This window comes from Terribium retamae, from assembly GCF_022347545.1.
In the GTDB taxonomy this organism is placed as follows: domain Bacteria; phylum Pseudomonadota; class Alphaproteobacteria; order Rhizobiales; family Rhizobiaceae; genus Mesorhizobium; species Mesorhizobium retamae.
In genome coordinates this window covers 384085-408910 of the sequence record NZ_JAKREW010000001.1, presented here as the reverse complement: position 1 = coordinate 408910, position 24826 = coordinate 384085, and the positions used below count along the sequence as shown (strand labels likewise).

General features: G+C 60.1%; 23 protein-coding genes. 17 read left to right on the top strand and 6 right to left on the bottom strand.

From position 1 onward, the window contains the following. Positions 1 to 13 precede the first annotated feature (13 nt). The 6 genes from L4923_RS01830 to L4923_RS01805 all read left to right on the top strand — a co-directional run bounded on the left by L4923_RS01830 (position 14) and on the right by L4923_RS01805 (position 5725). Entirely contained in the window at positions 14 to 1372 is a 1359-nt protein-coding gene (locus L4923_RS01830) for a pyruvate dehydrogenase complex dihydrolipoamide acetyltransferase (RefSeq protein WP_239361669.1), read from the top strand. A gap of 20 nt (positions 1373 to 1392) precedes the next feature. Further along, entirely contained in the window at positions 1393 to 2031 is a 639-nt protein-coding gene (locus L4923_RS01825; RefSeq protein WP_239361668.1) for an SGNH/GDSL hydrolase family protein, read from the top strand. Next, positions 2028 to 2615 carry a GNAT family N-acetyltransferase gene (locus tag L4923_RS01820; protein WP_425530890.1) on the top strand — a complete coding sequence of 196 codons (588 nt, stop codon included), beginning with the start codon at positions 2028 to 2030 and terminating at the stop codon, positions 2613 to 2615. Before L4923_RS01825 ends, L4923_RS01820 begins: the two co-directional genes overlap by 4 nt. 18 nt (positions 2616 to 2633) lie before the next feature. Beyond that, positions 2634 to 4076: a dihydrolipoyl dehydrogenase gene (lpdA, locus tag L4923_RS01815; protein WP_239361666.1), complete on the top strand. Its 1443-nt coding sequence runs from the start codon at positions 2634 to 2636 to the stop codon at positions 4074 to 4076. Between the two features lie 125 nt (positions 4077 to 4201). After that, complete coding sequence (gene lipA / locus L4923_RS01810; protein WP_239361665.1) at positions 4202 to 5167, top strand: lipoyl synthase; 966 nt, start codon at positions 4202 to 4204, stop codon at positions 5165 to 5167. A 105-nt stretch (positions 5168 to 5272) separates the two neighbouring features. Beyond that, on the top strand, positions 5273 to 5725 hold the full coding sequence (locus L4923_RS01805; protein ID WP_239361662.1) for a type II toxin-antitoxin system RatA family toxin: 453 nt from the start codon (positions 5273 to 5275) through the stop codon (positions 5723 to 5725). 70 nt (positions 5726 to 5795) lie between these two features. Here the strand turns inward: L4923_RS01805 and L4923_RS01800 are convergent, their stop codons facing one another. Both L4923_RS01800 and L4923_RS01795 read right to left on the bottom strand, forming a co-directional pair. Further along, on the bottom strand, positions 5796 to 6284 hold the full coding sequence (locus L4923_RS01800) for a CinA family protein (RefSeq protein ID WP_239361660.1): 489 nt from the start codon (positions 6282 to 6284) through the stop codon (positions 5796 to 5798). Further along, the gene (locus tag L4923_RS01795; protein ID WP_239361658.1) at positions 6281 to 7510 is read right to left on the bottom strand and encodes a bifunctional 2-C-methyl-D-erythritol 4-phosphate cytidylyltransferase/2-C-methyl-D-erythritol 2,4-cyclodiphosphate synthase; all 1230 of its coding nucleotides are present in this window, start codon (positions 7508 to 7510) and stop codon (positions 6281 to 6283) included. The genes L4923_RS01800 and L4923_RS01795 overlap by 4 nt, the downstream gene beginning before the upstream one ends. A gap of 139 nt (positions 7511 to 7649) precedes the next feature. Here L4923_RS01795 and dusB point away from each other — a divergent pair, with 139 nt between their 5' ends. The 9 genes from dusB to L4923_RS01750 all read left to right on the top strand — a co-directional run bounded on the left by dusB (position 7650) and on the right by L4923_RS01750 (position 18171). Next, a complete protein-coding gene (gene dusB, locus L4923_RS01790) occupies positions 7650 to 8678 on the top strand; it encodes a tRNA dihydrouridine synthase DusB (protein ID WP_239361656.1) in 1029 nt (342 codons plus the stop codon). Next, the gene (locus tag L4923_RS01785) at positions 8675 to 9808 is read left to right on the top strand and encodes a two-component system sensor histidine kinase NtrB (protein ID WP_239361650.1); all 1134 of its coding nucleotides are present in this window, start codon (positions 8675 to 8677) and stop codon (positions 9806 to 9808) included. Before dusB ends, L4923_RS01785 begins: the two co-directional genes overlap by 4 nt. Further along, positions 9805 to 11265, top strand: a complete 1461-nt coding sequence (ntrC, locus tag L4923_RS01780) for a nitrogen regulation protein NR(I) (RefSeq protein ID WP_239361648.1) — start codon at positions 9805 to 9807, stop codon at positions 11263 to 11265. The genes L4923_RS01785 and ntrC overlap by 4 nt, the downstream gene beginning before the upstream one ends. Positions 11266 to 11403: 138 nt before the next feature. Continuing rightward, a complete protein-coding gene (locus L4923_RS01775) occupies positions 11404 to 13692 on the top strand; it encodes a sensor histidine kinase NtrY-like (protein WP_239361646.1) in 2289 nt (762 codons plus the stop codon). Continuing rightward, positions 13682 to 15043 carry a nitrogen assimilation response regulator NtrX gene (ntrX, locus tag L4923_RS01770; RefSeq protein ID WP_239361644.1) on the top strand — a complete coding sequence of 454 codons (1362 nt, stop codon included), beginning with the start codon at positions 13682 to 13684 and terminating at the stop codon, positions 15041 to 15043. The genes L4923_RS01775 and ntrX overlap by 11 nt, the downstream gene beginning before the upstream one ends. Positions 15044 to 15137: 94 nt before the next feature. Beyond that, positions 15138 to 15998: a D-amino-acid transaminase gene (locus L4923_RS01765; RefSeq protein ID WP_239361642.1), complete on the top strand. Its 861-nt coding sequence runs from the start codon at positions 15138 to 15140 to the stop codon at positions 15996 to 15998. A gap of 144 nt (positions 15999 to 16142) precedes the next feature. After that, positions 16143 to 16388 (top strand): RNA chaperone Hfq, encoded by a 246-nt coding sequence (gene hfq / locus L4923_RS01760; RefSeq protein ID WP_018428055.1) that lies wholly within the window; start codon positions 16143 to 16145, stop codon positions 16386 to 16388. Next, complete coding sequence (gene hflX / locus L4923_RS01755) at positions 16389 to 17774, top strand: GTPase HflX (RefSeq protein WP_239361640.1); 1386 nt, start codon at positions 16389 to 16391, stop codon at positions 17772 to 17774. Between the two features lies 1 nt (position 17775). Next, entirely contained in the window at positions 17776 to 18171 is a 396-nt protein-coding gene (locus L4923_RS01750) for a VOC family protein (RefSeq protein ID WP_239361634.1), read from the top strand. Positions 18172 to 18254: 83 nt separating this feature from the next. Here L4923_RS01750 and mazG read toward each other — a convergent pair whose 3' ends face one another. Both mazG and L4923_RS01740 read right to left on the bottom strand, forming a co-directional pair. Further along, positions 18255 to 19079 carry a nucleoside triphosphate pyrophosphohydrolase gene (gene mazG, locus L4923_RS01745; protein WP_239361633.1) on the bottom strand — a complete coding sequence of 275 codons (825 nt, stop codon included), beginning with the start codon at positions 19077 to 19079 and terminating at the stop codon, positions 18255 to 18257. 82 nt (positions 19080 to 19161) lie between these two features. After that, on the bottom strand, positions 19162 to 20346 hold the full coding sequence (locus L4923_RS01740) for an amino acid aminotransferase (protein WP_239361631.1): 1185 nt from the start codon (positions 20344 to 20346) through the stop codon (positions 19162 to 19164). 279 nt (positions 20347 to 20625) lie between these two features. On the opposite strand from L4923_RS01740, the gene L4923_RS01735 reads away from it, so the two are divergent. After that, the gene (locus L4923_RS01735) at positions 20626 to 20781 is read left to right on the top strand and encodes a hypothetical protein (RefSeq protein WP_239361630.1); all 156 of its coding nucleotides are present in this window, start codon (positions 20626 to 20628) and stop codon (positions 20779 to 20781) included. A gap of 80 nt (positions 20782 to 20861) precedes the next feature. Further along, positions 20862 to 21776, top strand: coding sequence for an LLM class flavin-dependent oxidoreductase (locus tag L4923_RS01730; RefSeq protein WP_239361629.1), 915 nt, complete (start codon positions 20862 to 20864; stop codon positions 21774 to 21776). A 70-nt stretch (positions 21777 to 21846) separates the two neighbouring features. Here the strand turns inward: L4923_RS01730 and L4923_RS01725 are convergent, their stop codons facing one another. Then, on the bottom strand, positions 21847 to 23214 hold the full coding sequence (locus L4923_RS01725; RefSeq protein WP_239361627.1) for an FAD/NAD(P)-binding protein: 1368 nt from the start codon (positions 23212 to 23214) through the stop codon (positions 21847 to 21849). 237 nt (positions 23215 to 23451) lie between these two features. Continuing rightward, entirely contained in the window at positions 23452 to 24822 is a 1371-nt protein-coding gene (locus L4923_RS01720) for a PepSY-associated TM helix domain-containing protein (protein ID WP_239361625.1), read from the bottom strand. Positions 24823 to 24826 lie beyond the last annotated feature (4 nt).

Genomic DNA, 24826 nt, shown 5'->3' with positions numbered 1-24826 from the left:
CCGGGAGGACAATATGCCGATCAACATCACCATGCCGGCCCTCTCGCCAACCATGGAAGAGGGCAATCTCGCCAAGTGGCTGGTCAAGGAAGGCGACAAGGTTTCACCCGGCGACGTGATTGCCGAAATCGAGACCGACAAGGCGACGATGGAAGTCGAGGCCGTTGACGAAGGCACCGTTGCCAAGCTGGTTGTTCCAGCCGGCAGCGAGGGCGTCAAGGTCAATGCTGTGATCGCCATCTTGGCCGCTGAAGGCGAGGATGCGAGCGCGGCCGCCAAGGGCGGCGATGCTGCCCCGGCCAAGGCAGAGGCTCCCAAGGCTGAGACCCCTAAAACCGAACCAGCAAAGGCTGAGGCTACTGCGGCGCCTGCCGCAGCAAAACCAGGCAGCAACGGAGCTGCCCCTGCGCCAGCCGGCGAACGCACCTTTGCTTCACCACTGGCCCGTCGTATTGCCAAGGATGCTGGCGTCGACGTCGCGGCAATCCCCGGTTCCGGTCCGCATGGGCGTGTGGTGAAGGCGGATGTCGAGGCAGCGATTGCCGGTGGCGGCGTGGCGAAGGCCGCCTCAGCTCCGTCTGCGGCGCCTGCCGCTGCGGCTCCGGCCCCGGCGGCCAAGCCGATGTCGGACGAAGCGGTGCTCAAGCTGTTCGAAGAAGGTTCCTACGACCTCGTCCCGCATGACAATATGCGCAAGACCATCGCCCGCCGTCTCGTCGAGGCGAAGTCGACCATCCCGCATTTCTATCTCACCCTCGACTGCGAGCTGGACGCACTCTTGAAGCTGCGCTCCGAGCTCAATGCCGCCGCACCGATGCGCAAGACCGAAAAGGGCGATGTCCCGGCCTACAAGCTTTCGGTCAACGACATGATCATCAAGGCGATGGCTCAGGCGCTGATGGCCGTGCCGGATGCCAATGCCTCGTGGACGGAAAGCGCCATGGTCAAGCACAAGCACGCCGATGTCGGCGTGGCGGTGTCGATCCCGGGCGGGCTGATCACGCCGATCGTCAGGAAAGCCGACCAGAAGACGCTTTCGGTGATTTCCAACGAGATGAAGGATCTGGCCAAACGCGCGCGCGATCGCAAGCTGAAGCCGGAAGAGTATCAGGGCGGCACCACGGCGGTGTCGAACCTCGGCATGTTCGGCATCAAGGACTTCGCTGCCGTCATCAATCCGCCGCATGCGACGATCCTGGCGGTGGGTGCGGGCGAAGAACGCGCGGTGGTAAAGGGCGGCGAGATCAAGATCGCCACCGTCATGTCGGTGACGCTGTCGACCGACCATCGTGCCGTCGACGGTGCGCTCGGAGCCGAACTGCTCGGCGCCTTCAAGCGCATCATCGAAAACCCGATGACCATGCTGGTCTGATGACCGCGTAGGACGGCCGAATGAAGACCGTGCTCTGCTACGGCGATTCTCTGACCTGGGGCTACGATGCCGCAGGTCTTGCCCGTCATGCGTTCGAGGATCGTTGGCCCAGCGTATTGCAGGCGGAACTCGGCGGTACGGCACGTGTGATCCCGGAAGGATTGAATGGCCGGACAACGGCCTTTGATGATGATCTGGCCGATTGTGACCGCAATGGTGCTCGCACACTGCCGACGATCCTGGCGACGCATGCACCGCTCGATCTGATCATTCTGCTGCTTGGCACCAACGACATGAAGTCGTTCATCTGCGGCCGTGCGATCGGTGCCAGGCAGGGCATGGGGCGGCTGGTCGATATTGTGCGCAGCCTGGTCTATCCGATGGCCGCCGAGGCGCCCAAAGTGCTGTTGGTTTCGCCGCCACCAATCCGGGAAACCGCGAACGTCAATTTTGCCGCCATGTATGAGGGCGCCACCACGGAATCGCGCAAGCTGGCACCGTTCTACGCGGCGCTTGCCGCAGAGACGAATTGCAGCTTCTTCGATGCCGGAACGGTTGCTCAGGCAACACCGTTGGACGGTATCCATCTTGACGCCGACAACACCCGCCGCATCGGTGTCGCGCTGGCACCCATAGTGCGCGACATGCTGGAGCTTTGACCGTGCCGGACGAGATCATCATTCGCCCGGCAACGAAGAGCGACGCAGCCGAACTCGCCATTCTGGTCGACTTGAGTTCGCACGGCTTCGCGTCCTGGTTCTGGTACGGTGCCGTGCTCGATGGAAGCAAGGAGACCGCCTTCGAGCAGGGACGTTCTTTCATGCGTTCCGACACGGAGCGCGCCGGTTGGAGGGATTCGAGCGTGGCGATGGTGCGCGACGAGATTGCAGGCGTGATCATCGGGCATCCGATCGATGAATCCATCATTGATGAAACGCCGTCGCATCCGGTCACCGAGCCCATCCTGGCCCTTCAGAAGACACTCGTCGGCCACTGGTTCATCGACAGTTTGGGGGTCTACCGACATCTTCGCGGCAAAGGATTGGGCAAGCGCCTGCTTCGGCACGAGGTCGAGCGTGGCGCCGGCCGGCCGATTAGTCTGATCACCGAAAGCCACAACGAGACCGCGCTCGGGCTTTACAAATCATATGGATTTGCCGAGGTGACGCGACGGCAAGCCGTACCGCTGTTCGACGACAGCAAAGAACATGACTGGGTGCTGCTGACGCGCGGTGCCGCTTGATGAAAAGGTAGGACAAACATGGCTGAAAACTACGACGTCATCATCATCGGCTCCGGTCCGGGCGGCTATATTGCAGCCATCCGTTCCGCCCAGCTCGGTTTCAAGACTGCGATTGTCGAACGGGAGCATCTGGCTGGCATCTGCTCCAACTGGGGTTGTATTCCGACCAAGGCGCTGCTGCGCTCCGCCGAGATTTTCCATTATGCCGAACATGCCAAGAGCTACGGCCTGACACTCGAAGGTACGATCAAGCCGGACCTCAAGGGTATCGTCGACCGCTCGCGCGGCATCGCGCAGCGCATGAACAATGGCGTCGGCTTTCTGATGAAGAAAAACAAGGTCGACGTGATCTGGGGCGAAGCCAAGCTCACCAAGCCAGGCGAGATCGTCGTTGGCAAGTCCTCGAAGAAGCCGATGGAGCCGATGGGCCCGATCCCCAAGGGGACCAAGGGCGAGGGCACCTATACGGCCAAGCACATCGTTATCGCCACCGGTGCGCGTCCACGCGCACTGCCGGGCATCGAGCCGGACGGCAAGCTGATCTGGACCTATTTCGAAGCGATGGTACCGCAGGAAATGCCGAAATCGCTGCTGGTGATGGGCTCGGGCGCTATCGGCATCGAATTCGCCTCTTTCTACCGCACCATGGGCGTTGACGTGACCGTGGTCGAGATCATGCCGCAGATCATGCCCGTGGAAGACGTTGAGATTTCGACCTGGGCGAAGAAGCAGCTTGAAAAGCAGGGCATGAAGATCCTGCTCGAGACAAAAGTCACCAAGGTCGAGAAAGGCGCGAACGCCGTGACCGCGACGGTCGAGGGCAAGGATGGCAAGACCCAGAAGATCACCGCCGACCGGATGATCTCGGCGGTGGGTGTCCAGTGCAATACCGAAAATCTTGGCCTGGAGACCATCGGCGTGAAAATCGACCGTGGTGCCATCGTCATCGACGAATTCTGCCGCACCAACGTTCCGGGCATCTATGCCATCGGCGATGTCGCCGGGCCGCCCATGTTGGCCCACAAGGCCGAGCACGAGGCGGTGATCTGCATGGAGAAGATTGCCGGTCTCCACGTTCATCCGATGGATAAGCTCAAGATCCCAGGCTGCACCTATTGCAGCCCGCAGGTCGCGTCCGTCGGCCTGACCGAGGCCAAGGCCAAGGAACAGGGCAAGGACATCCGGGTCGGCCGCTTCCAGTTCGTAGCCAACGGCAAGGCTGTCGCGCTCGGCGAGGACCAAGGTCTGGTCAAGACTATTTTCGACAAGAAGACTGGCCAGTTGTTGGGAGCGCACATGGTCGGTGCGGAGGTCACCGAACTCATCCAGGGGTTCGTCGTGGCGATGAACCTCGAAACCACCGAGGAAGAGCTGATGCACACCATCTTCCCGCATCCGACGCTGTCGGAAACGATGAAGGAAAGCGTGCTCGACGCGTACGGACGGGTTCTGAACGCGTAAGGATGCAAAAACGACCGTGGTGGCATGCGTTGGCACGGTCTTTTTCTCAGCGATGAAAAGCCTTAGATGAGGCTCGTACCCAGTCCCCGACTCCGCAAGGTCTCGGGGAGAGCAGGAAAGATCAGATGGTCACCGTTCTCGATCTCGTCGCCAACAAGCCACGCCCCCGTCACCCCGAAAAGGCGCATCGGCCGGATCAGGAGGTGCTGCGCAAGCCTGACTGGATCCGCGTCAAGGCGCCGGTTTCCAAGGGGTATGCCGAAACGCGTGAAATCGTGAAGTCGCACAAGCTGGTGACGGTTTGTGAGGAGGCCGGCTGCCCCAATATCGGCGAATGCTGGGAAAAGAAGCACGCCACCTTCATGATCATGGGTGAGATTTGCACGCGCGCTTGCGCCTTCTGCAATGTCGCCACCGGCATTCCGACCGCGCTCGACCCCGACGAGCCGAACCGTGTGGCGCAGGCAGTCAAGACGATGGGCCTTTCCCATGTCGTCATCACTTCGGTCGACCGCGACGATCTCGACGACGGCGGCGCACAGCATTTTGCGGACGTCATTCTCGCCATCCGCGCAGCCGCGCCCATGACCACGATCGAAATCCTGACGCCGGACTTCCTGCGCAAAGAGGGCGCTTTGGAGATCGTCGTGGCAGCCAAGCCTGACGTCTTCAACCACAACCTGGAAACCGTGCCGTCCAATTACCTGACGGTTCGTCCAGGTGCCCGCTATTTCCATTCCATCCGGTTGCTGCAGCGTGTGAAGGAGCTCGACCCTTCGATCTTCACCAAATCCGGTATCATGGTTGGTCTCGGTGAAGAGCGGAACGAAGTTCTGCAGTTGATGGACGACCTGCGGTCGGCCGACGTCGATTTCATGACCATCGGCCAGTATTTGCAGCCATCGAAGAAGCACCATCCGGTCAAGAAGTTCGTTACGCCGGAGGAGTTCCAGTCCTACGCTATCGTCGGCAAGAGCAAGGGGTTCCTGTTGATGGCATCAAGCCCGCTGACGCGATCCTCGCACCATGCCGGCGATGATTTCGCAAAGCTGCGCGCGGCGCGCGAGGAGCAGCTCAAGAAAACCGCCTAGAGCGAAATGCGATCGGGGCATTCCGTTCTGTCTGTTGTTTTGTCGCATGATCTTTCTCCGAAAAGTCTGCAACTTTTCGGGATCACGCTCAGGTAAGCCGGATTCATGCCGAAGTTCGAGGCGACACGCCGCGTAGCCCATAGCCCCGACCAGATGTTCGCGCTGGTTGCCGATGTGGAGAAATATCCGCAATTTGTACCGCTGTGCGAGGCGCTGGCTGTGCGCTCGCGCCGTGAACGTGACGGCCGAACCGTGCTCGTTGCCGATATGAGCGTCGGCTATAAGGCGATCCGCGAGACCTTCACCACGCAGGTGCTGCTGAAGCCGGATGAGCGCATCATCGATGTCAAATATATCGATGGTCCGTTCAAATATTTGAGCAACATATGGGGGTTCGAGCCGGCGAGCGACGGCTGTTTCGTACGTTTCTTCATCGACTACGAGTTCAAGAGCCGCATTCTCGGCGCGATGATGGGCACGATGTTCGACCGGGCCTTCCGCATGTTTTCAGAGGCGTTCGAAAAACGCGCCGACGTGATTTACGGGCGAGACCCCTGATGGTCCTGGTTGTTGCCACATCCAGGACGTCTCAATCGTCAGCGCGACTCATCCGAACCTCAAATGGCATTCAGCCGGCCAGGGCCTTGAGCCCCATTTCGAGCGCATGCCGCACGGTCTCGCGGCGGATGAAGTCGCGACCACGATTGTCGAAGATCCGGTGTGCCGAAATGGCCGGTTGGTCTTTCAGCGCCAGGCCGAACCAGACAAGCCCGACAGGCTTTTCTGCCGAGCCGCCATCGGGTCCGGCAATGCCGGTAACCGCCAATGCAATAGCTGCACGCGAGTGGGCAAGCGCGCCGGCAGCCATCTCCAGCGCCGTTTCGGATGACACGGCGCCGAAGGCTTCCAGCGTGGCTGCCTTGACGCCCAGCATGTCCATCTTGGCTTCGTTCGAATATGTGACGAATCCACGGTCCACGACCGCCGATGAGCCGGCAATGTCGGTCAAATGCGCGATGATCATACCGCCGGTACAGCTTTCAGCCGTAGCAGCCAAGATTTCGCGTGCCTGGCATGCTTTCAGGAACCGGTCGGCCAGCGGTGTGAGTTCGTTCATTCCGGCACCTCGCCAGGATAAACGACACTGGCCGTGGCGATTGCGGCGATCCCTTCCTGGCGACCGACAAAACCCAGTTTTTCGTTGGTCGTTGCCTTGATCGAAATGCGCTCGGCGGTGATGCCCAGCATATCCGAGAGCGCGGCAGTCATCGCCTCGCGGTGGGGGCCGACGCGCGGTGCTTCGCAAATCAGCGTGATGTCGGCATTGGCGATGCGACCACCACGTGCGCGGACGATCCTGGCTGCATGCTCGACGAACAGGCGCGAGGCAGCGCCTTTCCATTGCGGATCGGATGGCGGAAAATGCGTGCCGATGTCGCCGGCACTGCAGGTGGCCAGAAGCGCGTCGGTCAAGGCATGCAGGCCCACATCGGCATCGGAGTGGCCCGACAGCTTGCGGTCGTGGGGAATGGCGACCCCGCACAACGTCACGTGGTCGCCCGGTTCGAAGGCGTGCACATCATAGCCATTGCCCGTACGGATGTCGGGAAAGCTCAAGCGCGCGCCGTTCAGTCGTTGATCTGCCATGACGATATCCCGTGCCCAGGTGAGTTTAACGTTGTCAGGTGAACCGGCGACAATCCTGACCGGCAATCGGGCCCATTCGGCGATAGCCGCATCATCCGTGAAATCGTCCCTGCCTGCCTGATGGGCTTTTTCATGTGCATCCAGAATGGGACGGAAGGGAAAGCCTTGTGGTGTCTGCGCGGCATGCAGGCCCATACGCGGCACCGTTTCGCCGATGGTGCCGTCCCGGCTTTCGCGCTTTAGCGTGTCGGCGACCGGAAGCGCCGGCAGGGCGCCCTGTCCAGAGCTGACGACGTCGATGACGCGATCGATGAGGTCGCGATCGGCAAAAGGCCGAACCGCATCGTGGATCAGGACTTTGTCTGGTATCGTGTCATCCAATGCGACAAGGCCGAGACGCACGGACTCCTGTCTGGTGCGGCCGCCAGTAACGATCGTGATCCTGGCAAGATGATCGCCTACCGCTTTTTCAAGCAAAAGCCGGTCGTCGGCGTGGACCACCACGACGACACGTGCGATGCGCGGATGCGTAAGGAAGGTTTCCAGCGTTCTGGCCAAGATGGCGCGGCCGCCAATATGGCGGTATTGCTTGGGCCCATCGGCCTGGCCGGCACGCTCGCCGCGACCTGCCGCGACGATGACAGCGGCGACGCCGCCACCGGCGGATACAGCCTTGATTGCGCTCGGTTCCCTCATGCGCAGAGGCTTAGTCGCGGGCGAACAGGAAGGCCAGCTTTTTCCCAAATAAGCCGCAATGCCTGTTCATTCTGCATTGCACAATCACCTCGATCTGGCTAATGAATAGGCAAAGACATACATTGCTTGGTTTTTGTGCATGACCGATCCGAACAAAGTCGCCTTACCGCTTGTTGTTGGCGGTGTGGTTCTGCGCAACCGCGTTTTCCTAGCACCGATGTCCGGTATCACGGATGAGCCGTTCCGCAAGCGCGCCTATGGGCATGGTGCAGGCCTTGTGGTTTCGGAAATGGTGGCGAGCGGCGAACTCGCACGGGGCAGGGCAGGATTCGACCTGCGCATCCGCCATTCCGGGCTGCCGGTTCATATGGTGCAGCTCGCCGGGCGCGAAGCTGCGCATATGGCTGAAGCAGCGCGCATCGCTGCAGGCGAAGGCGCCGACATCATCGACATCAACATGGGCTGTCCCGCCAAGAAGGTGACGGGCGGCTATGCCGGCTCGGCGTTGATGCGCGACCTCGATCACGCGCTCACCCTAATTGAGGCGGTGATAGGAGCAGTGAAGGTACCGGTGACGGTAAAGATGCGGCTCGGCTGGGATGAAGAGGCCTTGAATGCGCCGATGCTTGCCCGCCGTGCTGAACAAGCGGGCGTGAGCATGGTGACGGTTCATGGTCGCACGCGTTGCCAGTTCTACCAAGGCAAGGCGGACTGGCGTGCGATTGCCCGTGTGAAGGAGGCTGTATCGATCCCCGTGGTCGCCAATGGCGATGTTGCAGGGGCGGTCGATGCCGCCACGATCCTGGAACAATCCGGCGCGGACGCCGTCATGGTTGGTCGCGCCCATTATGGCGCACCCTGGACCGCAGGCGTTATCGCGGCCTCGGCAAGTGGCACGGAGCCTCCTGGCTTGCCGGGCGACGTGGCCGAACTCGCCGACTATGTGATTGCTCATTACGAGGACATGCTAGCTCATTATGGAATCGAGAGCGGGCTGAGGCAGGCCAGAAAGCATCTCGGCTGGTATCTGGACCGGCACGCTGCGGCGGCACCGGCAACACTGCGCAAAGGTATCCTGACCTCCTTCGAGCCAGCGCATGTTGTCGCATTGTTGCGCGAGGCGTTTCTGTGCGTCGGTGCCGCGGAAGACATCCGGAGCGCTGCATGACCATCGCACCGGCGCCCGTTGCGGACATGGCCGATGCCGCACAAATCCTTCTCAACACCATTCGCCGACCGGTGATCATGATTGGGCCGGAAGGCCATATCACCTACGCCAATGCCGACGCCGAGGACTTCTTTCGATCCAGCGCAACCATGTTGGCGCGAAACACCTTGGCCAAGCTCATTCCCTTCGGCAGTCCACTGCTGACCTTGGTGGACCAGGTTCGTGAACGGCGTGCACCGGTCAACGAATATCGCGTCGATGTATCCTCGCCGCGTCTCGGCATAGAGAAGATCGTGGACCTTTATGCAGCGCCCGTGCCGGAGTTCCCGGATTCCGTCGTGGTGATGTTCCAGGAACGCTCGATGGCCGACAAGATCGATCGGCAGATGACGCATCGCGGGGCTGCGCGCTCCGTCACCGGTTTGGCTGCGATGCTGGCGCATGAGATCAAGAATCCGCTCTCAGGTATCCGTGGCGCCGCACAATTGCTTGAGCTTTCCGCGTCCGACGAAGATCGGGCATTGACCCGGCTGATCACAGACGAGACCGATCGCATCGTGTCGCTGGTCGACCGCATGGAAGTGTTTTCCGACGAGCGGCCGATCGATCGTTATCCCGTCAACATCCACGTCGTCCTGGATCACGTAAAGGCAATCGCCAGAAATGGTTTCGCCAATCGAATCAAGATCATGGAGGATTATGATCCTTCACTGCCTTCGGTTTACGGCAACCGTGACCAACTCATCCAGGTCTTCCTCAACCTAGTCAAGAACGCTGCGGAGGCGATCGGCTCGGACCCGCTTGGCGAAATCACGTTGACGACGGCATTTCGTCCGGGCATCCGCATGTCCGTTCCCGGCACGCAGGATCGCGTATCGCTGCCGCTGGAATTCTGCGTGCATGACAACGGTCCGGGGGTCTCGGACGATATCCTGCCGATCCTCTTCGATCCGTTCATCACCACCAAGCCGAATGGCTCCGGGTTGGGGTTGGCATTGGTGGCCAAGATCGTCGGCGAACATGGTGGCATCATCGAATGTGATGCGACGCCGCGCGGAACGACCTTCCGCGTGCTGCTACCCGCGTGGAAGGACCCCATGCCCGCAAGCGAGGAAGGACATCGCCTATGAGCGCCCGGGGCACAATTCTCGTCGCCGATGACGATGCAGCGATCCGTACGGTGCTCAACCAGGCCCTGTCGCGCGCCGGTCATGACGTGCGGGTGACGTCGAACGCGTCCACGCTCTGGCGCTGGGTGGCCGCAGGCGAGGGTGATATCGTCATTACCGACGTGGTCATGCCCGACGAGAACGCTTTCGACATGTTGCCTCGCATCAAGAAGGCGCGGCCGGAACTGCCGGTCATCGTCATGAGCGCGCAAAACACGTTCATGACTGCCATCCGCGCCTCCGAGACCGGCGCCTATGAATATCTGCCCAAGCCGTTCGATCTCACCGAGTTGCTCAACATCGTCGGCCGGGCCATGGCTGAACCGCGTCGGCCGAAGGCGGATGCGCGCTCCGAAGAACAGCCTGAGTCCATGCCTTTGGTCGGCCGCTCCGCAGCCATGCAGGACATCTACCGCATGCTCGCGCGCATGATGCAGACGGACCTCACCGTCATGATCAGCGGCGAATCCGGTACCGGCAAGGAGCTGGTTGCGCGGGCTTTGCACGAATATGGCCGCCGCCGCGGTGGGCCCTTCGTTGCCATCAATATGGCAGCCATCCCGCGCGATCTGATCGAGTCGGAGCTGTTCGGACACGAAAAGGGCGCGTTCACCGGTGCGCAGAACCGCTCCACCGGCCGTTTCGAGCAGGCCGAAGGTGGCACGCTGTTTCTCGATGAAATCGGCGACATGCCGATGGAGGCGCAGACCAGGCTGCTGCGCGTGCTGCAGCAGGGCGAATACACCACGGTAGGTGGGCGGACGCCGATCAAGACGGATGTGCGAATCGTCGCGGCGACCAACAAAGACCTGCGCATGCTGATCAACCAGGGTCTGTTCCGCGAGGATCTATTCTATCGCCTCAATGTCGTGCCGCTCAGGCTTCCGGGTTTGCGCGAACGTGCCGAGGATATTCCGGACCTCGTGCGTCATTTCTTCAAGCTCGGCGCGAAGGAAGGTTTGCAAACCAAACGCATCGTGCCGGCCGGTATCGAGCTGATGAAGCGCTATCCCTGGCCTGGCAATGTGCGCGAACTCGAAAATCTCGTACGCCGCCTGGCTGCACTCTACCCGCAGGACGAAATTTCGGCCGAAATCATCGAGGCCGAGCTAAAGACGGGTGAGGTTGCCGTCGCGCCCAGCGCCAACGTCCTGATCCCCGACGACTTGTCGATCAGCCAGGCGGTGGAACACTACCTGCAACGTTATTTCGCCTCCTTCGGCAACGAATTGCCGCCCGCAGGTCTCTACCAGCGCATCCTGGAAGAGGTCGAGCATCCGCTGGTTCTGGCAGCGATGACGGCAACCCGCGGCAACCAGATCCGTGCTGCCGATCTCCTCGGTCTCAACCGCAACACGTTGCGCAAGAAGATACGCGATCTCGGCGTCAACGTTTATCGTGGTGCACGACAGGGCTGACGCCAAGGCTCAAAGATATCAGTCCATCAAAAACCAGTTGATGAGACGCCGAAAGATTTTTGTGATCGGACGTCTTGTTGCATATTCGCCACAATGCGTTGCATAGATGCGACGCAACCATGACGACAAGCGGCGAAAATGGCTGAGCAGGCCATACCATTGAACGGACCATTGTTTCGAAGATCCGGTGTGCAGGAAGCCAGGCGGCTGATGGCGCTGCCCGGTATCGTCGCGATCATCGGCGCGCTGCTGACAGCCGCGGTTTCCTTTGCGATCCTGATCGGCGCAACACCGATAACGCCCGACCGGACGACGACACTTTGGCTCATCGGCGCCAATGCGCTGTTCATCCTCTTCCTTGTGGCGCTGATTGCCCGCGAGGCGCAGCGAATCATCATGGCGCGTCGCGTCGGCAAGGCCGCGTCGCGACTGCATGTGCGCATCGTCATCATGTTTGCCCTTGTCGCGGCCGTACCGGCGATCCTGGTCGCCATTATTGCCGCGATCACGTTGAACATCGGCCTCGACCGATGGTTCGAGATTCGCACCAAGACGATCATCAATTCGTCCTTGTCGATTGCGGAAGCCTATGTGCAGGAAAATGCCCGCAATCTGCAGGGGACGACGCTTTCCATGGCCTACGACCTGGATAGCTCCCGAACGCTCTATGGCCTCGATCGAGGTGGTTTCCTCGATCTCATGAACAAGGAAGCGGTCGGACGCGGTCTTGCCCATGCTGCGCTCGTCAAGGAGGACGGCTCCTTCGTGATGAGCGCCCGGACCAATGCCGATTTCCCGATGCCGGGACCACCCGATGGCGCTGTAAAGCAGGCGCAGGACGGCAGGCCGCTGCTGATTGAGCCGCGCACGCGCAACATCATGGGCGCGATCATCAAGCTGAAGGAAATTGAGGGGCTCTATCTCTACACGATCCGCGTCGTGGACCCTGAAGTGATCAGGGCGCGCGAGATCGTGCGGGCAAACACCGCCGAGTATCGAGGCCTCGAAACAAACAGAGGCTTCTCGCAGGTCGCGTTCGCGCTGCCTTACATGTCGCTGACGCTCATTGTCATCCTGTCGGCGATCTGGACGGGTATCGCCGTGGCCGACAGGCTGGTGCGGCCGATCCGGCAGCTCATCGGCGCCGCCGACGAAGTGGCGACCGGCAACCTCGACGTTTCGGTCCCTGTCCGTCATTCGGATGGCGATGTTGCGTATCTTGGCGACACCTTCAACAAGATGCTGCTGGAACTGAAATCGCAGCGCAACGAGATCCTGACCGCCAAGGACCTGGCCGACGAGCGTCGCCGCTTCTCGGAAGCGGTGCTGGCCGGCGTGACGTCTGGCGTCATCGGTGTCGATCCGTTTGGCACCATCACCATCGTCAACAAATCCGCGGAGGCGATGTTGGCGATGTCGTCCGACATTGCGCTTGGACAGAATTTGTCGACCGTGCTGCCTCATGTCGGGCGCGTGTTGGAGATTGGGCGCAAGTCCGGCAAGCCGGTCTATCGCGAGCAGGTGACATTTTTCCGCGCCGGTGCGGAGCGCACCTTCAACGTCCAGGTTACGATCGAGGAAGACCAGGACGACGGTTTTGACGGCGAGAAGTCTTATGTCGTCACCGTCGACGATATTACGGACCTCGTCACCGCCCAGCGTACATCGGCCTGGGCCGATGTCGCGCGTCGCATTGCCCATGAGATCAAGAATCCTCTAACTCCAATCCAGTTGTCGGCCGAGCGCATCCGGCGCCGCTACGGCAAGGTGATCACCGAGGATCGGGAAGTATTCGACCAGTGCACGGACACGATCATCCGGCAGGTCGAGGACATTGGCCGCATGGTCGATGAGTTTTCGTCTTTTGCTCGGATGCCGAAGCCAGAAATGAAGGCGATCGATCTGCGCGAACCGCTCCGCGAGGCTTCATTCCTGGTGGAGGTCAGTCGTTCAGACATCGCCTTTGAACGCGCCTTCGGCGATAAGCCGCTGAAGGGCACTTTTGACACGCGGCTGCTTTCGCAGGCCTTCGGCAACGTCATCAAAAACGCGGCCGAAGCCATGGAAGGGATCGAATGGGCACCTGGGGAAAAGGGTGTCATCCGCATCCAGGCTGCGCATACCGACGGGGCAATCCGGATCGACGTGATCGACAACGGCAAGGGACTGCCGCGCGAAAATCGGCAGCGACTGCTGGAGCCCTATATGACGACGCGTGAGAAGGGCACGGGCCTTGGCCTCGCGATCGTCAAAAAGATCGTGGAAGACCATGGTGGACGGCTGGAGCTGCACGATGCGCCGGCCGAATTCCATGACGGCCGTGGGGCCATGATCAGCATCATCCTGCCTGCTTCCACTGCGATATCTCGCGGTGCGGAGACGGCGGAAAACGAACGAGAAACTGAGAAGGTCAGCAATGGCGTCTGATATTCTGATCGTCGACGACGAGGAAGATATCCGCGAACTCGTCGCGGGTATCTTGAGCGATGAAGGCCATGAAACGCGCACCGCGCACGACGCGGACAGTGCGCTGGCAGCGATCGCCGATCGCGTGCCGCGGCTGGTTTTTCTGGATATCTGGCTGCAGGGTTCGCGACTGGATGGATTGGCGCTTCTGGACGAGATCAAGACGCTGCACCCCAGTCTGCCGGTCGTGATGATCTCCGGTCACGGCAACATCGAAACCGCAGTTTCCGCGATCCGTCGCGGCGCTTACGATTTCATTGAAAAGCCTTTCAAGGCCGACAGGTTGATCCTGGTTGCTGAGCGCGCGTTGGAAACGTCCAAACTGCGCCGCGAGGTTTCCGACCTCAAACAGCGCAGCGGCGAAACGTTCGACCTCATCGGCATGTCTTCGGCGATGAGCCAATTGCGGCAGACCATCGAACGCGTGGCGCCTACCAACAGCCGCATCATGATCGTCGGCCCCTCAGGCTCCGGCAAGGAACTGGCGGCTCGCGCCATCCATGCCCTTTCGGCACGAAAGAGCGGTCCGTTCGTAACGGTGAGCGCTGCCAACATCACGCCTGAACGTATGGAAATCGAGCTGTTCGGAACGGAATCGAACGGCACCGAGCGCAAGGTCGGTGCGTTGGAGGAGGCACATCGCGGCATCCTCTACATCGATGAGGTGGCGGATATGCCGCGAGAGACGCAAAACAAGATCCTGCGCGTGCTCGTGGAACAACAATTCGAGCGGGTTGGCGGCACCAAACGGGTCAAGGTCGACGTGCGCATCATCTCCTCGACCGCGCAAAATCTCGAGGCGATGATCGCCGAGGGTCGCTTCCGCGAAGATCTTTATCACCGGCTGGCCGTCGTACCCGTGTCCGTGCCGGGACTAGCGGAACGGCGGGAAGACATCCCCTATCTGGTCGACACCTTCGTCAAGCAGATCTCCAGGCAGGCCGGCATCAAGCCGCGTCGCATCGGCGACGATGCCCTGGCCGTGCTGCAGGCCCACAATTGGCCGGGCAATGTGCGCCAGTTGCGCAACAACATCGAGCGCCTGATGATCCTGGCGCGCGGCGATGATGTCGACGCGCCGATCACTGCCGATCTGCTGCCATCCGAAATCGGTGATGTAATGCCACGCACACCGAACCAGTCGGATCAGCACATCATGGCGCTGCCGTTGCGCGAGGCGCGCGAGCAATTCGAGAAGGATTATTTGATCGCCCAGATCAATCGTTTCGGCGGCAATATCTCCAAGACTGCCGAGTTCATAGGCATGGAGCGCTCCGCCCTCCATCGAAAGCTCAAATCGCTGGGGGTCTGACCGGTGGTTGAAAACCGTCGGCTGGACCATGTCTTTGTCCAATACGCGACCTTCGGAATCGCGTAAGAAATCCTAATATTTCAGAGGGTTCGCCATGCCGCGCATTGCTTATGTCAACGGACGCTATGTCGCTCACCGTGACGCGGCCGTGCATATCGAGGATCGCGGTTATCAGTTCGCGGACGGCGTCTACGAGGTCTGCGAGGTTGCGCGGGGATTCATTGTCGATATGAAACGCCATCTCGATCGGCTCGATCGATCGCTGCGCGAGCTTCGTATCGACTGGCCGATCGGCAGAAAACCGCTTGAGATCGTGTTGCGGGAGGTTGTCCGACGCAATCAGGTCTTCAACGGCCTCGTCTATGTGCAGGTGACGCGTGGTGTCGCCAGCCGAGACTTCCTGTTTCCCGCAGATACGATGTCCTCCCTGGTTGTGACTGCCAGGAAGGTGAATCCAGCGCTTGCGGCCAAGCGTGCCGAAGACGGGATCAAAGTCATCACGGTGCCGGAGAATCGCTGGGATCGGGTCGACATCAAGTCCGTCGGATTGCTGCCGAACGTTCTGGCAAAGCAGCAAGCCAAGGAGGCCGGCGCTCAGGAGGCCTGGTTCGTAGACGAGGACGGCAATGTCAAGGAAGGCGGTTCCTCGAACGCCTGGATTGTCACCAAGGACGGTGTCCTGGTGACGCGGCCGGCGGAGCACGGGATCCTGCGTGGCATTACCCGCACCACGATATTCGACGTTGCGGCCAAGCTCGGCCTGAAGATTGAGGAACGCAGCTTTTCCGTCGCCGAGGCCAAGGCGGCACGTGAAGCGTTCATCAGTTCTGCGACGACGATCGCCATGCCGGTGGTTGCCATCGACGGACAAACCGTTGCTAATGGTCATCCCGGCTCAACAACACTTTCGTTGCGGCAGGCGTTTTTTGACGTTGCGGAAAAAAGTCCGGCCTGATAACCGGCACAACAGGAATGGACATCAATATATCTCGTTCTACTTGTCGTTGTTCACGACAAGCATGTCTGCAAGCTTGACATATGCCGAGTATTTTGGCGCACTGGCATGCATACCGAAGGGGATCGGCGAAAGATAAGAACAATGGCAGAGCGTTCGCAAAATCTTCAGGACCTGTTCCTGAACTCGGTGCGCAAGAGTAAGAACCCACTCACAATCTTCCTCATCAATGGCGTGAAATTGACCGGGGTGGTGACCTCGTTCGACAATTTCTGTGTATTGCTGCGACGCGACGGACATTCACAGCTCGTCTACAAGCATGCCATTTCCACGATCATGCCGAGCCAGCCGGTTCAGATGTTCGATGGCGAGGAAAGCCAAGGCGGCTAATTGACCAAGCAGAACGACGCGAGCCGGAAGGGCCGCGGGCAATCCGTAAATAATGAGGGCGCGGGCTCCGGAGAGGCGACCCGTGCTCTCGTAGTCGTGCCTGTCCTACCGAATCACGGCAGGCAGGAGGACGATACAGGCCGCGTGCGCCTGGCACGCTCGCCGGAGGCGCGGCTGGAAGAGGCCGTCGGCCTGACCCGCGCCATCGATCTCGATCCCGTCCAGACATCGATCGCCATCGTCGCCGAGCCGCGACCGGCGACGTTGCTGGGTTCGGGCAAGGTTTCGGAACTGGCCGAGGCGGTCAAGGACAAGCACGCCGAACTGGCGATCATCGACCATCCGTTGACGCCTGTGCAGCAGCGCAACCTCGAGAAGGAACTGAACGTCAAGGTCCTGGATCGGACCGGCCTCATCCTCGAAATCTTCGGCGAACGCGCCCGCACCAAGGAAGGTACGCTGCAGGTCGAGCTTGCACATCTCAACTATCAAAAGGGTCGTCTGGTGCGATCCTGGACCCACCTTGAACGCCAACGCGGTGGCGCGGGATTCCTCGGTGGTCCTGGTGAAACGCAGATCGAGGCGGACCGGCGGGCATTGCAAGAGAAGATCATCAGGCTGAAGCGCGAGCTGGAGACGGTGCGCCGCACGCGCGATCTGCATCGCGCGAAGCGGAAAAAAGTGCCTTTTCCAGTGGTTGCGATCGTTGGCTACACCAATGCCGGAAAGTCGACACTGTTCAATAGGCTGACAGGCGCCGGGGTTCTGGCGGAAGATATGTTGTTCGCCACGCTCGACCCGACACTACGACGGGTACGCCTGCCGCACGGCACGCCGATCATCCTCTCGGATACGGTCGGTTTCATCTCCGATCTGCCGACGCATCTGGTGGCCGCATTTCGGGCGACCCTGGAAGAAGTTGTGGAAGCGGACCTCGTCATCCATCTGCGCGATATTTCCGACCCGGACACTGCAGCGCAGGCAGAAGATGTTGAACGCATTCTCGGCGATCTTGGTGTCGACGCAGCCGATACCGATCGTGTCGTTGAGGTGTGGAACAAGATCGACTTGCTGGATGAAGGCAACCGAGAGCGTCTTTTGTCGGAGAGTGCGGATACAAAACGCCCGCCGATTGCCATTTCAGCTGTGACTGGCGAGGGGATCGATGCGCTCAAGGCGCTGATCGAAACACGCGTCTCGGGCGAATTGCAGTCGATCGAGATCACCCTGCAGCCTGCTCAACTCGGCATGGTCGATTGGCTTTACCGCAATGGCGACGTCGTCAAACGCACCGACAACGAAGATGGTAGCGTATCATTGTCATTGATGGCGACTGAAAGCGCGCGCGAAGAGATCGAAGGCCGGTTGCAACGCAAAAGCGATTGAGATGCCCTTTCTTCCGAAGATGCGGGTCGCAAGGCCGTCCGACAATCTCGAAGCCTTGCTGCAGTTTTACAAACAGGGTTTAGGTTTTGAAGTGCTTGCACGTTTCGATGATCACGACGGCTTCGACGGGATCATATTGGGACATCCAAACGCGCCCTATCATCTGGAATTCACAAAGGCACACGGCGAGGTTGTAGGGCGGGCGCCATCCCAAGATCACCTTCTCGTTTTCTATCTTCCCGAGCAGTCCACGTGGACAGATGCGGTCAATACCATGAAGCTCGCGGGTTTTGATCCGGTGCCTTCATTCAACCCTTATTGGGACAAGGTCGGCCTGACCTTCCAGGATCCGGATGGGTACCGTGTCGTGTTCCAGTGTGCCGAATGGAATCGCTAGCGGGAGAGGCGATTCGCTCCTCTCTTACGTGACACAAAGCGGCCGGAAGCCGCTCTATACCTTTTCGAAGGTTTGCCGCAACGTCAGGTCTCGCGCTTGGCTTGCTGCCAGAGGGCTTCCATTTCTTCCAACGACGCCGCCTCCAGGCTGTGGCCTGAAGCTTCCAGCGCCCGCTCCACATAGTGAAAACGTTTGCGGAACTTGTCGTTGGTGCCGGAGAGAGCTGCTTCCGAATCCACTTTGAGATGTCGACCGAGGTTGACGACGGCAAACAGCATGTCGCCGAACTCATCCTTAATCGACGCAGTGTCGCCGCTGGCCAAGGCTTCGCGCAACTCGGCGACTTCTTCCTCGATCTTGTCGAGGATTGGTACGGCCTCACCCCAGTCGAAACCGACACGTGCGGCTTTTTCCTGCAATTTCAGCGCGCGCGTGAGTGCGGGCAGGGCAACGGGCACGGAATCGAGGAACCCTTTGCCGTGGTCTTCCGGATCCAGGCCCCGCGCGATCCGCTCGGCACGGCGTTCAGCTTTTTCCTCTGCCTTGATCTTTTCCCACATGCCCTTGGCCATTCCGGCAGTGCGGGCTTCTTCGTCGCCGAAGACGTGTGGGTGACGGCGGATCATCTTGCGTGTAACGGTCTCGACCACATCGCCGAAGGCAAATTCACCTTGCTCGTCAGCCATTTGGGCATGGTAGACCACCTGAAGCAGGAGGTCGCCAAGCTCCTCACGCAGGTTGTCGATGTCGCCACGCGCGATCGCGTCAGCCACCTCATAGGCTTCCTCGATCGTATAGGGGGCGATCGTCGAAAAATCCTGCTCGATATCCCACGGACAGCCTGTGACCGGCGCACGCAGCGCCGCCATGATCTCGATGAGACGGGATATGTCCTTGGAGGGCTTCATCGCAGGATTCTAGTTCGCCAAGGCAAGACAGCCAACGCCGGTGGGCGACATTGGCTCCTTGTCCACAATCTTGGTGTCTCGCCTAATCCAGCACCGAGACGATCGCCTGGGCGAGCTTGTCCAAACCGTCTTCCGGCAGGCCAGCCACATTGATGCGGCTGTCGCCCACCATGTAGACGCCGTGCTCGGTTCGCAACCGATCAACCTGGGCCTCGGTCAGTCCAAGCCGCGAGAACATGCCGCGGTGTTCTGCAATGAAGTCAAAGCGATCCGAGTTGGACTGGCGGCGCAGCGCTTCGGCGAAAGCGACGCGCAACCGCAGCATGCGCTGGCGCATTTCCTCGAGTTCGGCTTCCCAGTCGGCTCGAAGCTCCTTGTCCTGCAGAACGACGCGAACTGCCGCAGCGCCATGATCCGGCGGCATCGAATAGAGCGTGCGTGCAGCCGCCAGCATGTGGCCCAATGCGATATCTGCCTCCGTACCGCTCTTTGCCAGGATCATCGCGGCGCCAACGCGGTCGCGATACACCGCGAAGTTCTTGGAGCAGCTCGAGGCGACCAGCATTTCAGGCACTTTACCTGCGACGAGACGCAGGCCAGCGGCATCGGCTTCCAGACCTTCGCCGAAGCCTTGATAGGCAATGTCCACAAACGGCAGCAGGCCGCGTTCGACCAACAGATCCGTCACTCTGGTCCACTGCTCGATCGAGAGGTTGGCGCCTGTTGGGTTGTGACAGCAGCCATGCAACAGCACGGCATCGCCGGGCTTGGCAGTCTTCAGCGTGGCCAGCATGTCGTCGAAGCGAACCGAGCCGCTGACGGCGTCGAAATAGGGATATTCCGCGATGGTGAGACCGGCTCCCCGCATCATCGGAACGTGATTTGGCCAGGTTGGGTTGGAAATCCAGACTGTCGCATCCGGTCGCGTGCGCTTCAGCAACTCCGCTGCAAGCCGCAGTGCTCCGGAGCCGCCTGGTGCCTGGGCTGCGCGGATGCGGGTGAAGTCGGCGCTGTCGCCGAAAACCAGCTTAGCCATCACTTCGTTGAAGGCGAGGTCGCCCGCGAGGCCGAGATAGGTCTTGGTGTCCTGGCTCTGCAAAAGGCGCTTTTCGGCCTCGCGCACCGCCCGCATCACCGCCGTCTTGCCATCGCGATCCTTATAGACACCCACGCCGAGATCGACTTTGTCGGTGCGCGGATCAGCACGATACAGCCCGATCAGGGCAAGAATCTTGTCGGTTGGCGCTGGCTGCAGGTCTTCGAACATCTGAGGCTTTCCATGGGCATCGCGCCACCTTTTTTCTGGGCGCGGCGGAGTGATACGAGAATCGACGGGGCTTCGCCAGAATTATTGCGAGGTGAGGCTACCCGCCGCTTGGCAATTTCCTATCGGGGCCGCTGAGGCGTCGGATTTTCCAAACTATCGATATTGAGAACAATGTTCGGCGGCGTACTCTTTCTTGAGAAAGCTATGCCAATCCGATCCGGAAAATAGCAATCGACAAAATCTACTGATTTTATAGACTAAGGGGAAATGGAGGACGCCATGGCGAATTTCCAAGCCCCTGTCGGCACAACAAGGTCCGGCGACCGTCGCATTTCAGTGTCGCCGAGCGGCAATACCGGGGTACTTCTGCCCTATGCCGTATTTGCCGTTTCCTTCCTTTTCGCCAGCGCTTTCATCTTTGGCATCGTGCCCTGAGTTGAAGAGGCGAGGCCATCCTCGTCACTCCAAAGGAGTTGAACCACCCGCCTGTCCACCACAACAAGGGAGAAGTTGTGATGAGCGTCGTGTTCACTTTTGTATCTTCTGCCGACATAGCACAATCGTTCACTGCTCTTAAGGAGCAGGGCGAGATTCGGCCGGCTTCGGCCTGGCGCGCAGGCTTTCAATCCTGGCAACTCGATGAAAAGAGTGAGTCGCTTGCTGCGGCGGATCCATCCATCGCCACCGACGTCGAGTCCCTGCAGATTGTAGTCCCCCACGCTGCTGGGGAACTCGATCCTGTCACCGCAGCCCGGAAGTTGGCAGCGCTGCAGCTCCAAAGCCGCGGCCGTATTGCACTTCGGATACCTGCGCGAGGGCAAGTCGATTCCGACCGGCAACCGAGCCACATCGCTTTCTGGCGGCGTATAGATGAGTATCTGACTCTGTTGAAGCGGTTGTGGGCGAACGAGAAACCGATCGACCACGAGGGACCATTTTACAGCATCTCCGGCGGTTTTGTCCCTCGTAAGGGTGCCAGAGGGTTTACCATGCCTATACGCATGGGTGGCCTTTCCGGAACAGCACTTAATGTCGTCGGCAGGCACGCGGATATCTTTGAGCTTGCAGTCGGGTCCTCCGACGAGGCTCGCTTGCTTTCAGCGCGGGTTCGTGCAGCTGCGGCAAGGCATGGCCGGCAAGGCAAGGTTCGCTTCGCATTGCCCATATTCTTCGGTGCTGAAAACCGAGATCCGGATCGGATAGTCCTTTCCAAGCAACCCGCGCAAGCTGCGCTGCAACTGCTCACTTTTGTCGATGCCGGGGTTTCTGAATTCTTGGTCAGCGGCATTGAAACAGTGGCGGATCTCGACGCATTCGAACACGTCGCATCCTTTGTGCAGAATTCGCTCTCGCGACGCGAAGCCGCCTGGGCTGCCAACGCTGGGGTTGCGGCGGGCCGTTTCGACCTGGTGCCAGCTCGCAACTACTGACCATTGTCAAGAAAGCGTGGCAGCGGCGCGGACAATATTGCCCGCGCCGCTTTCTTTCGTTGAGAGCAGCTCAGCGGAACCCTGGTGCGGCTCGTTGCGTCAGTCGTCCCGCCAGCCTGGCTGTCTGGTTACGGATGTCGGGCACGGCGTCGATTTCGAAGAATGTTCCGCGGGTGAGGGGGCCTACCGCGAACAAGCGATCGGAGGCCGCACCGTTTTTGTCGATGACGGCGCAATCCAGTGTCACGTCGAGGCCAAGGCGTAGCGGATCAGGCCGCGCGAGGCCGCGGTCGGTTAGGGAACGGATTACCGCAATAGAACCTGTCGAAACGTCCTTGACGATGCCTGTGCAATCATAGACACGACCGACACGCAGGATTTCGGTATCACGCGAACGGCGGGGCAGAAGTTTCACCAGCCTGTCGCCATTGTCGGATTCAGTGCCAAGCACGCGCGCGGCAAGCAGTTTCAGCCGACCGCTTTGCACGGCCTGATTCACACGAGCATGGATCTGGGGCGGCATACGATGCCGGTGGATATCCCACCAGGCCTTGGTGTGTTCGAGGAAGCGTCGTTTGGCGGTAGACGGCCAGTTCTGCCAGATGCGTTGGTTGAAAGGTCTGAGCCCATCAACGACATCGCGCCAGTTGCCGCCGGCTTTCTCCGTCTCGCGCACCAGCTTGTGGAACCAGTCGACGAAATAGGACAGTTCTGTGCCGAGCGGGATGTCGGCACTGTCCAGTTTGATCGGATGGCCTTTCTGGTGCGGCCAAGGCAGTAGGCCACGCCGCGATACCGCCGTTATCTCGCCCCTATGCCCCCGATGTTCGAGGGTTAGCCACGCATCGACCATGCTGAGGCCGGTGCCAAGGATGAGAACCGGCGCGTCGTGAGCAAGTGGCGTATCTTCTGCTGAACCGATGCGGACGGCAAAGTTCTGGCCCGGGGCAGGCTCTTCGTCATGACCGGTTGCAAGAACGGCAACATGGCCGACAAGGCTGGTACCATCGGCAAGCCGTGCCTCTACGCCGCCCTGCGTGGTGGTGACACTCAGGCATTCCTGTTGCACCAACCGTAGCCGTCCCATCGTGCGTTCGCGTTCGGCAATGCCCTCCAGCAATTCCTGGAGATAGCGGCCATAGGTACTGCGCGGAGTGTAAACGGGACCGGCATCGGCGGAAACGATCTGCTTTTGCTGAAGCCAACGCCAATAGTGCTGAGGATCGGCTGGGAAAGCGCTCATATTGGTGGCGGCGACATTCAAGAGGTGATCGGGCAGGAGAGCGGAATAGGCCATGCCCTTGCCGAAGCTCTCGCGGCGCTCCACTAGGGTGACGCGCAGACCCGGGTCGTCCGACCGCAGCAAATGCGCTGTCAGCAACACGCCACTGGCGCCACCACCAATGATGATGACGGAATTGCGCGAACGCTCGATCATCGTCGCTCCTCCCTTAAGTCCATAAGGATAGTAAACTTAAGGATGAATGCGCGAAACGGAATCCTGAAATTCGAGCAGAGGCTAACAAGCTAATTCGGTTCGACCGGCGTGAAATGAAACAACTTTGCTCGGCGAGGCGTCTGGGGCGTATAGCGTGTCGTATGAGATAGCCGGCATGGTATTTGGTTTCAGCCACCTAGAGGGACGCAGCAGGCTGGCTGCGTCCCAGAGAAGGCGTCAGGCGGTTCTCTGCGGCCGTATGCTGGAATAAATCCAGTCCAGAACCAGCATAACCACCAGCGAAATTCCAACCAGCGGGAAGATCATGCCGCCGACGATCAGGATGGCAAGCAGGCCGCGGAACACGCGCGTATCCGCAGGCAAGGGAGGGACACCTAAAGATCCTGAAGGCCGACGTTTCCACCACATGACGCCTGCCGAAATGGCCAAAACGACGATGGCAATACAGGCGGCTAGAAGCACCAGTTGGTTCACAAGCCCGAACTGCTGGCCCATATGTACGCTGATGCCCCATTCTATTCCCTTGGCGAACGGGCCGTAGTCGGCAAAGCTGACATCGATCAGCGGCTTGCTGGAGTACTGGTCGAGATGGATTACCCGCTGGCTGGCAAGATCGTCTGGGAAGACGGACCCGGTGTAGACCCCCGATGTATCTGTCGGAAGGTTGACTGCATAACCTTTGTGAAGGCCGAGCTTCTCGAACGTGGCGACGGCCTCATCCAGCCCGACCGCTCTCGCCTGGTTCTGCTGTTCAGATGACTGCGGTACCTTGGCTTGCTCCAGGGACCAGGACATCTGGGCGAGATGATTGGCATGTTCATCCGACATCGGAACGCCGGTCCACACCCCAGCGGGATAACCGTAGTTGTTGCCATTCACCCAATCATTGACTTTGGCTCCCCAGACGCCGGACCATGGCATTCCGGTGACCGCCAGGAACACAATGAAAAAACCGACGAAGATGCCCGTCACAGCATGTGTATCTCGCCAGAAAATGCGGCGACGCGGGGTTCCTCGGATACTCACCACGCCACCCATCTGACGGCGTGGCCACCACAGATAGATGCCGGTACCGACCAGCAAGATCGACCAGCCGCCGGCGATTTCAATAAGGGCTCGTGTGAACGAGCCGAAATATTTGAGGCTGTGTAGATAACGGATCGTCCACATCACCGTTCCCCGGTCGGGTAGGGCACCGAGCACCTTGCCGGTGTAGGGATCGACATAGACCGCGAGTTTACCCTGATTGGCGGTCTCCACTGTTATCTCGGCGGAACCGTCGGGCGACACGGGATCGGTGAATTTGACCGCAGTTCCCGGATAGACGGCCACAGCTGCGTCGACCATCTGCGAGGGCAGGGCCTTGGCTGCGCTTTCCTGGACTTCGACGAGTTTGAGGTCGGAGTGGACGATACCGTCTATTTCGTCCTTGAAAAGGTATAGTGCACCCGTCACCGCGAGCGTGATCATGAAGGGCAGGACAAGCAGGCCTGCATAGAAATGCCAGCGCCAGACGGCGCGATAGAGGTTGGACGCGGAGCGCGCGGCAATGCCTGCGGGCTCCCGCCCGATCGTGAGTTCGGACATGGGT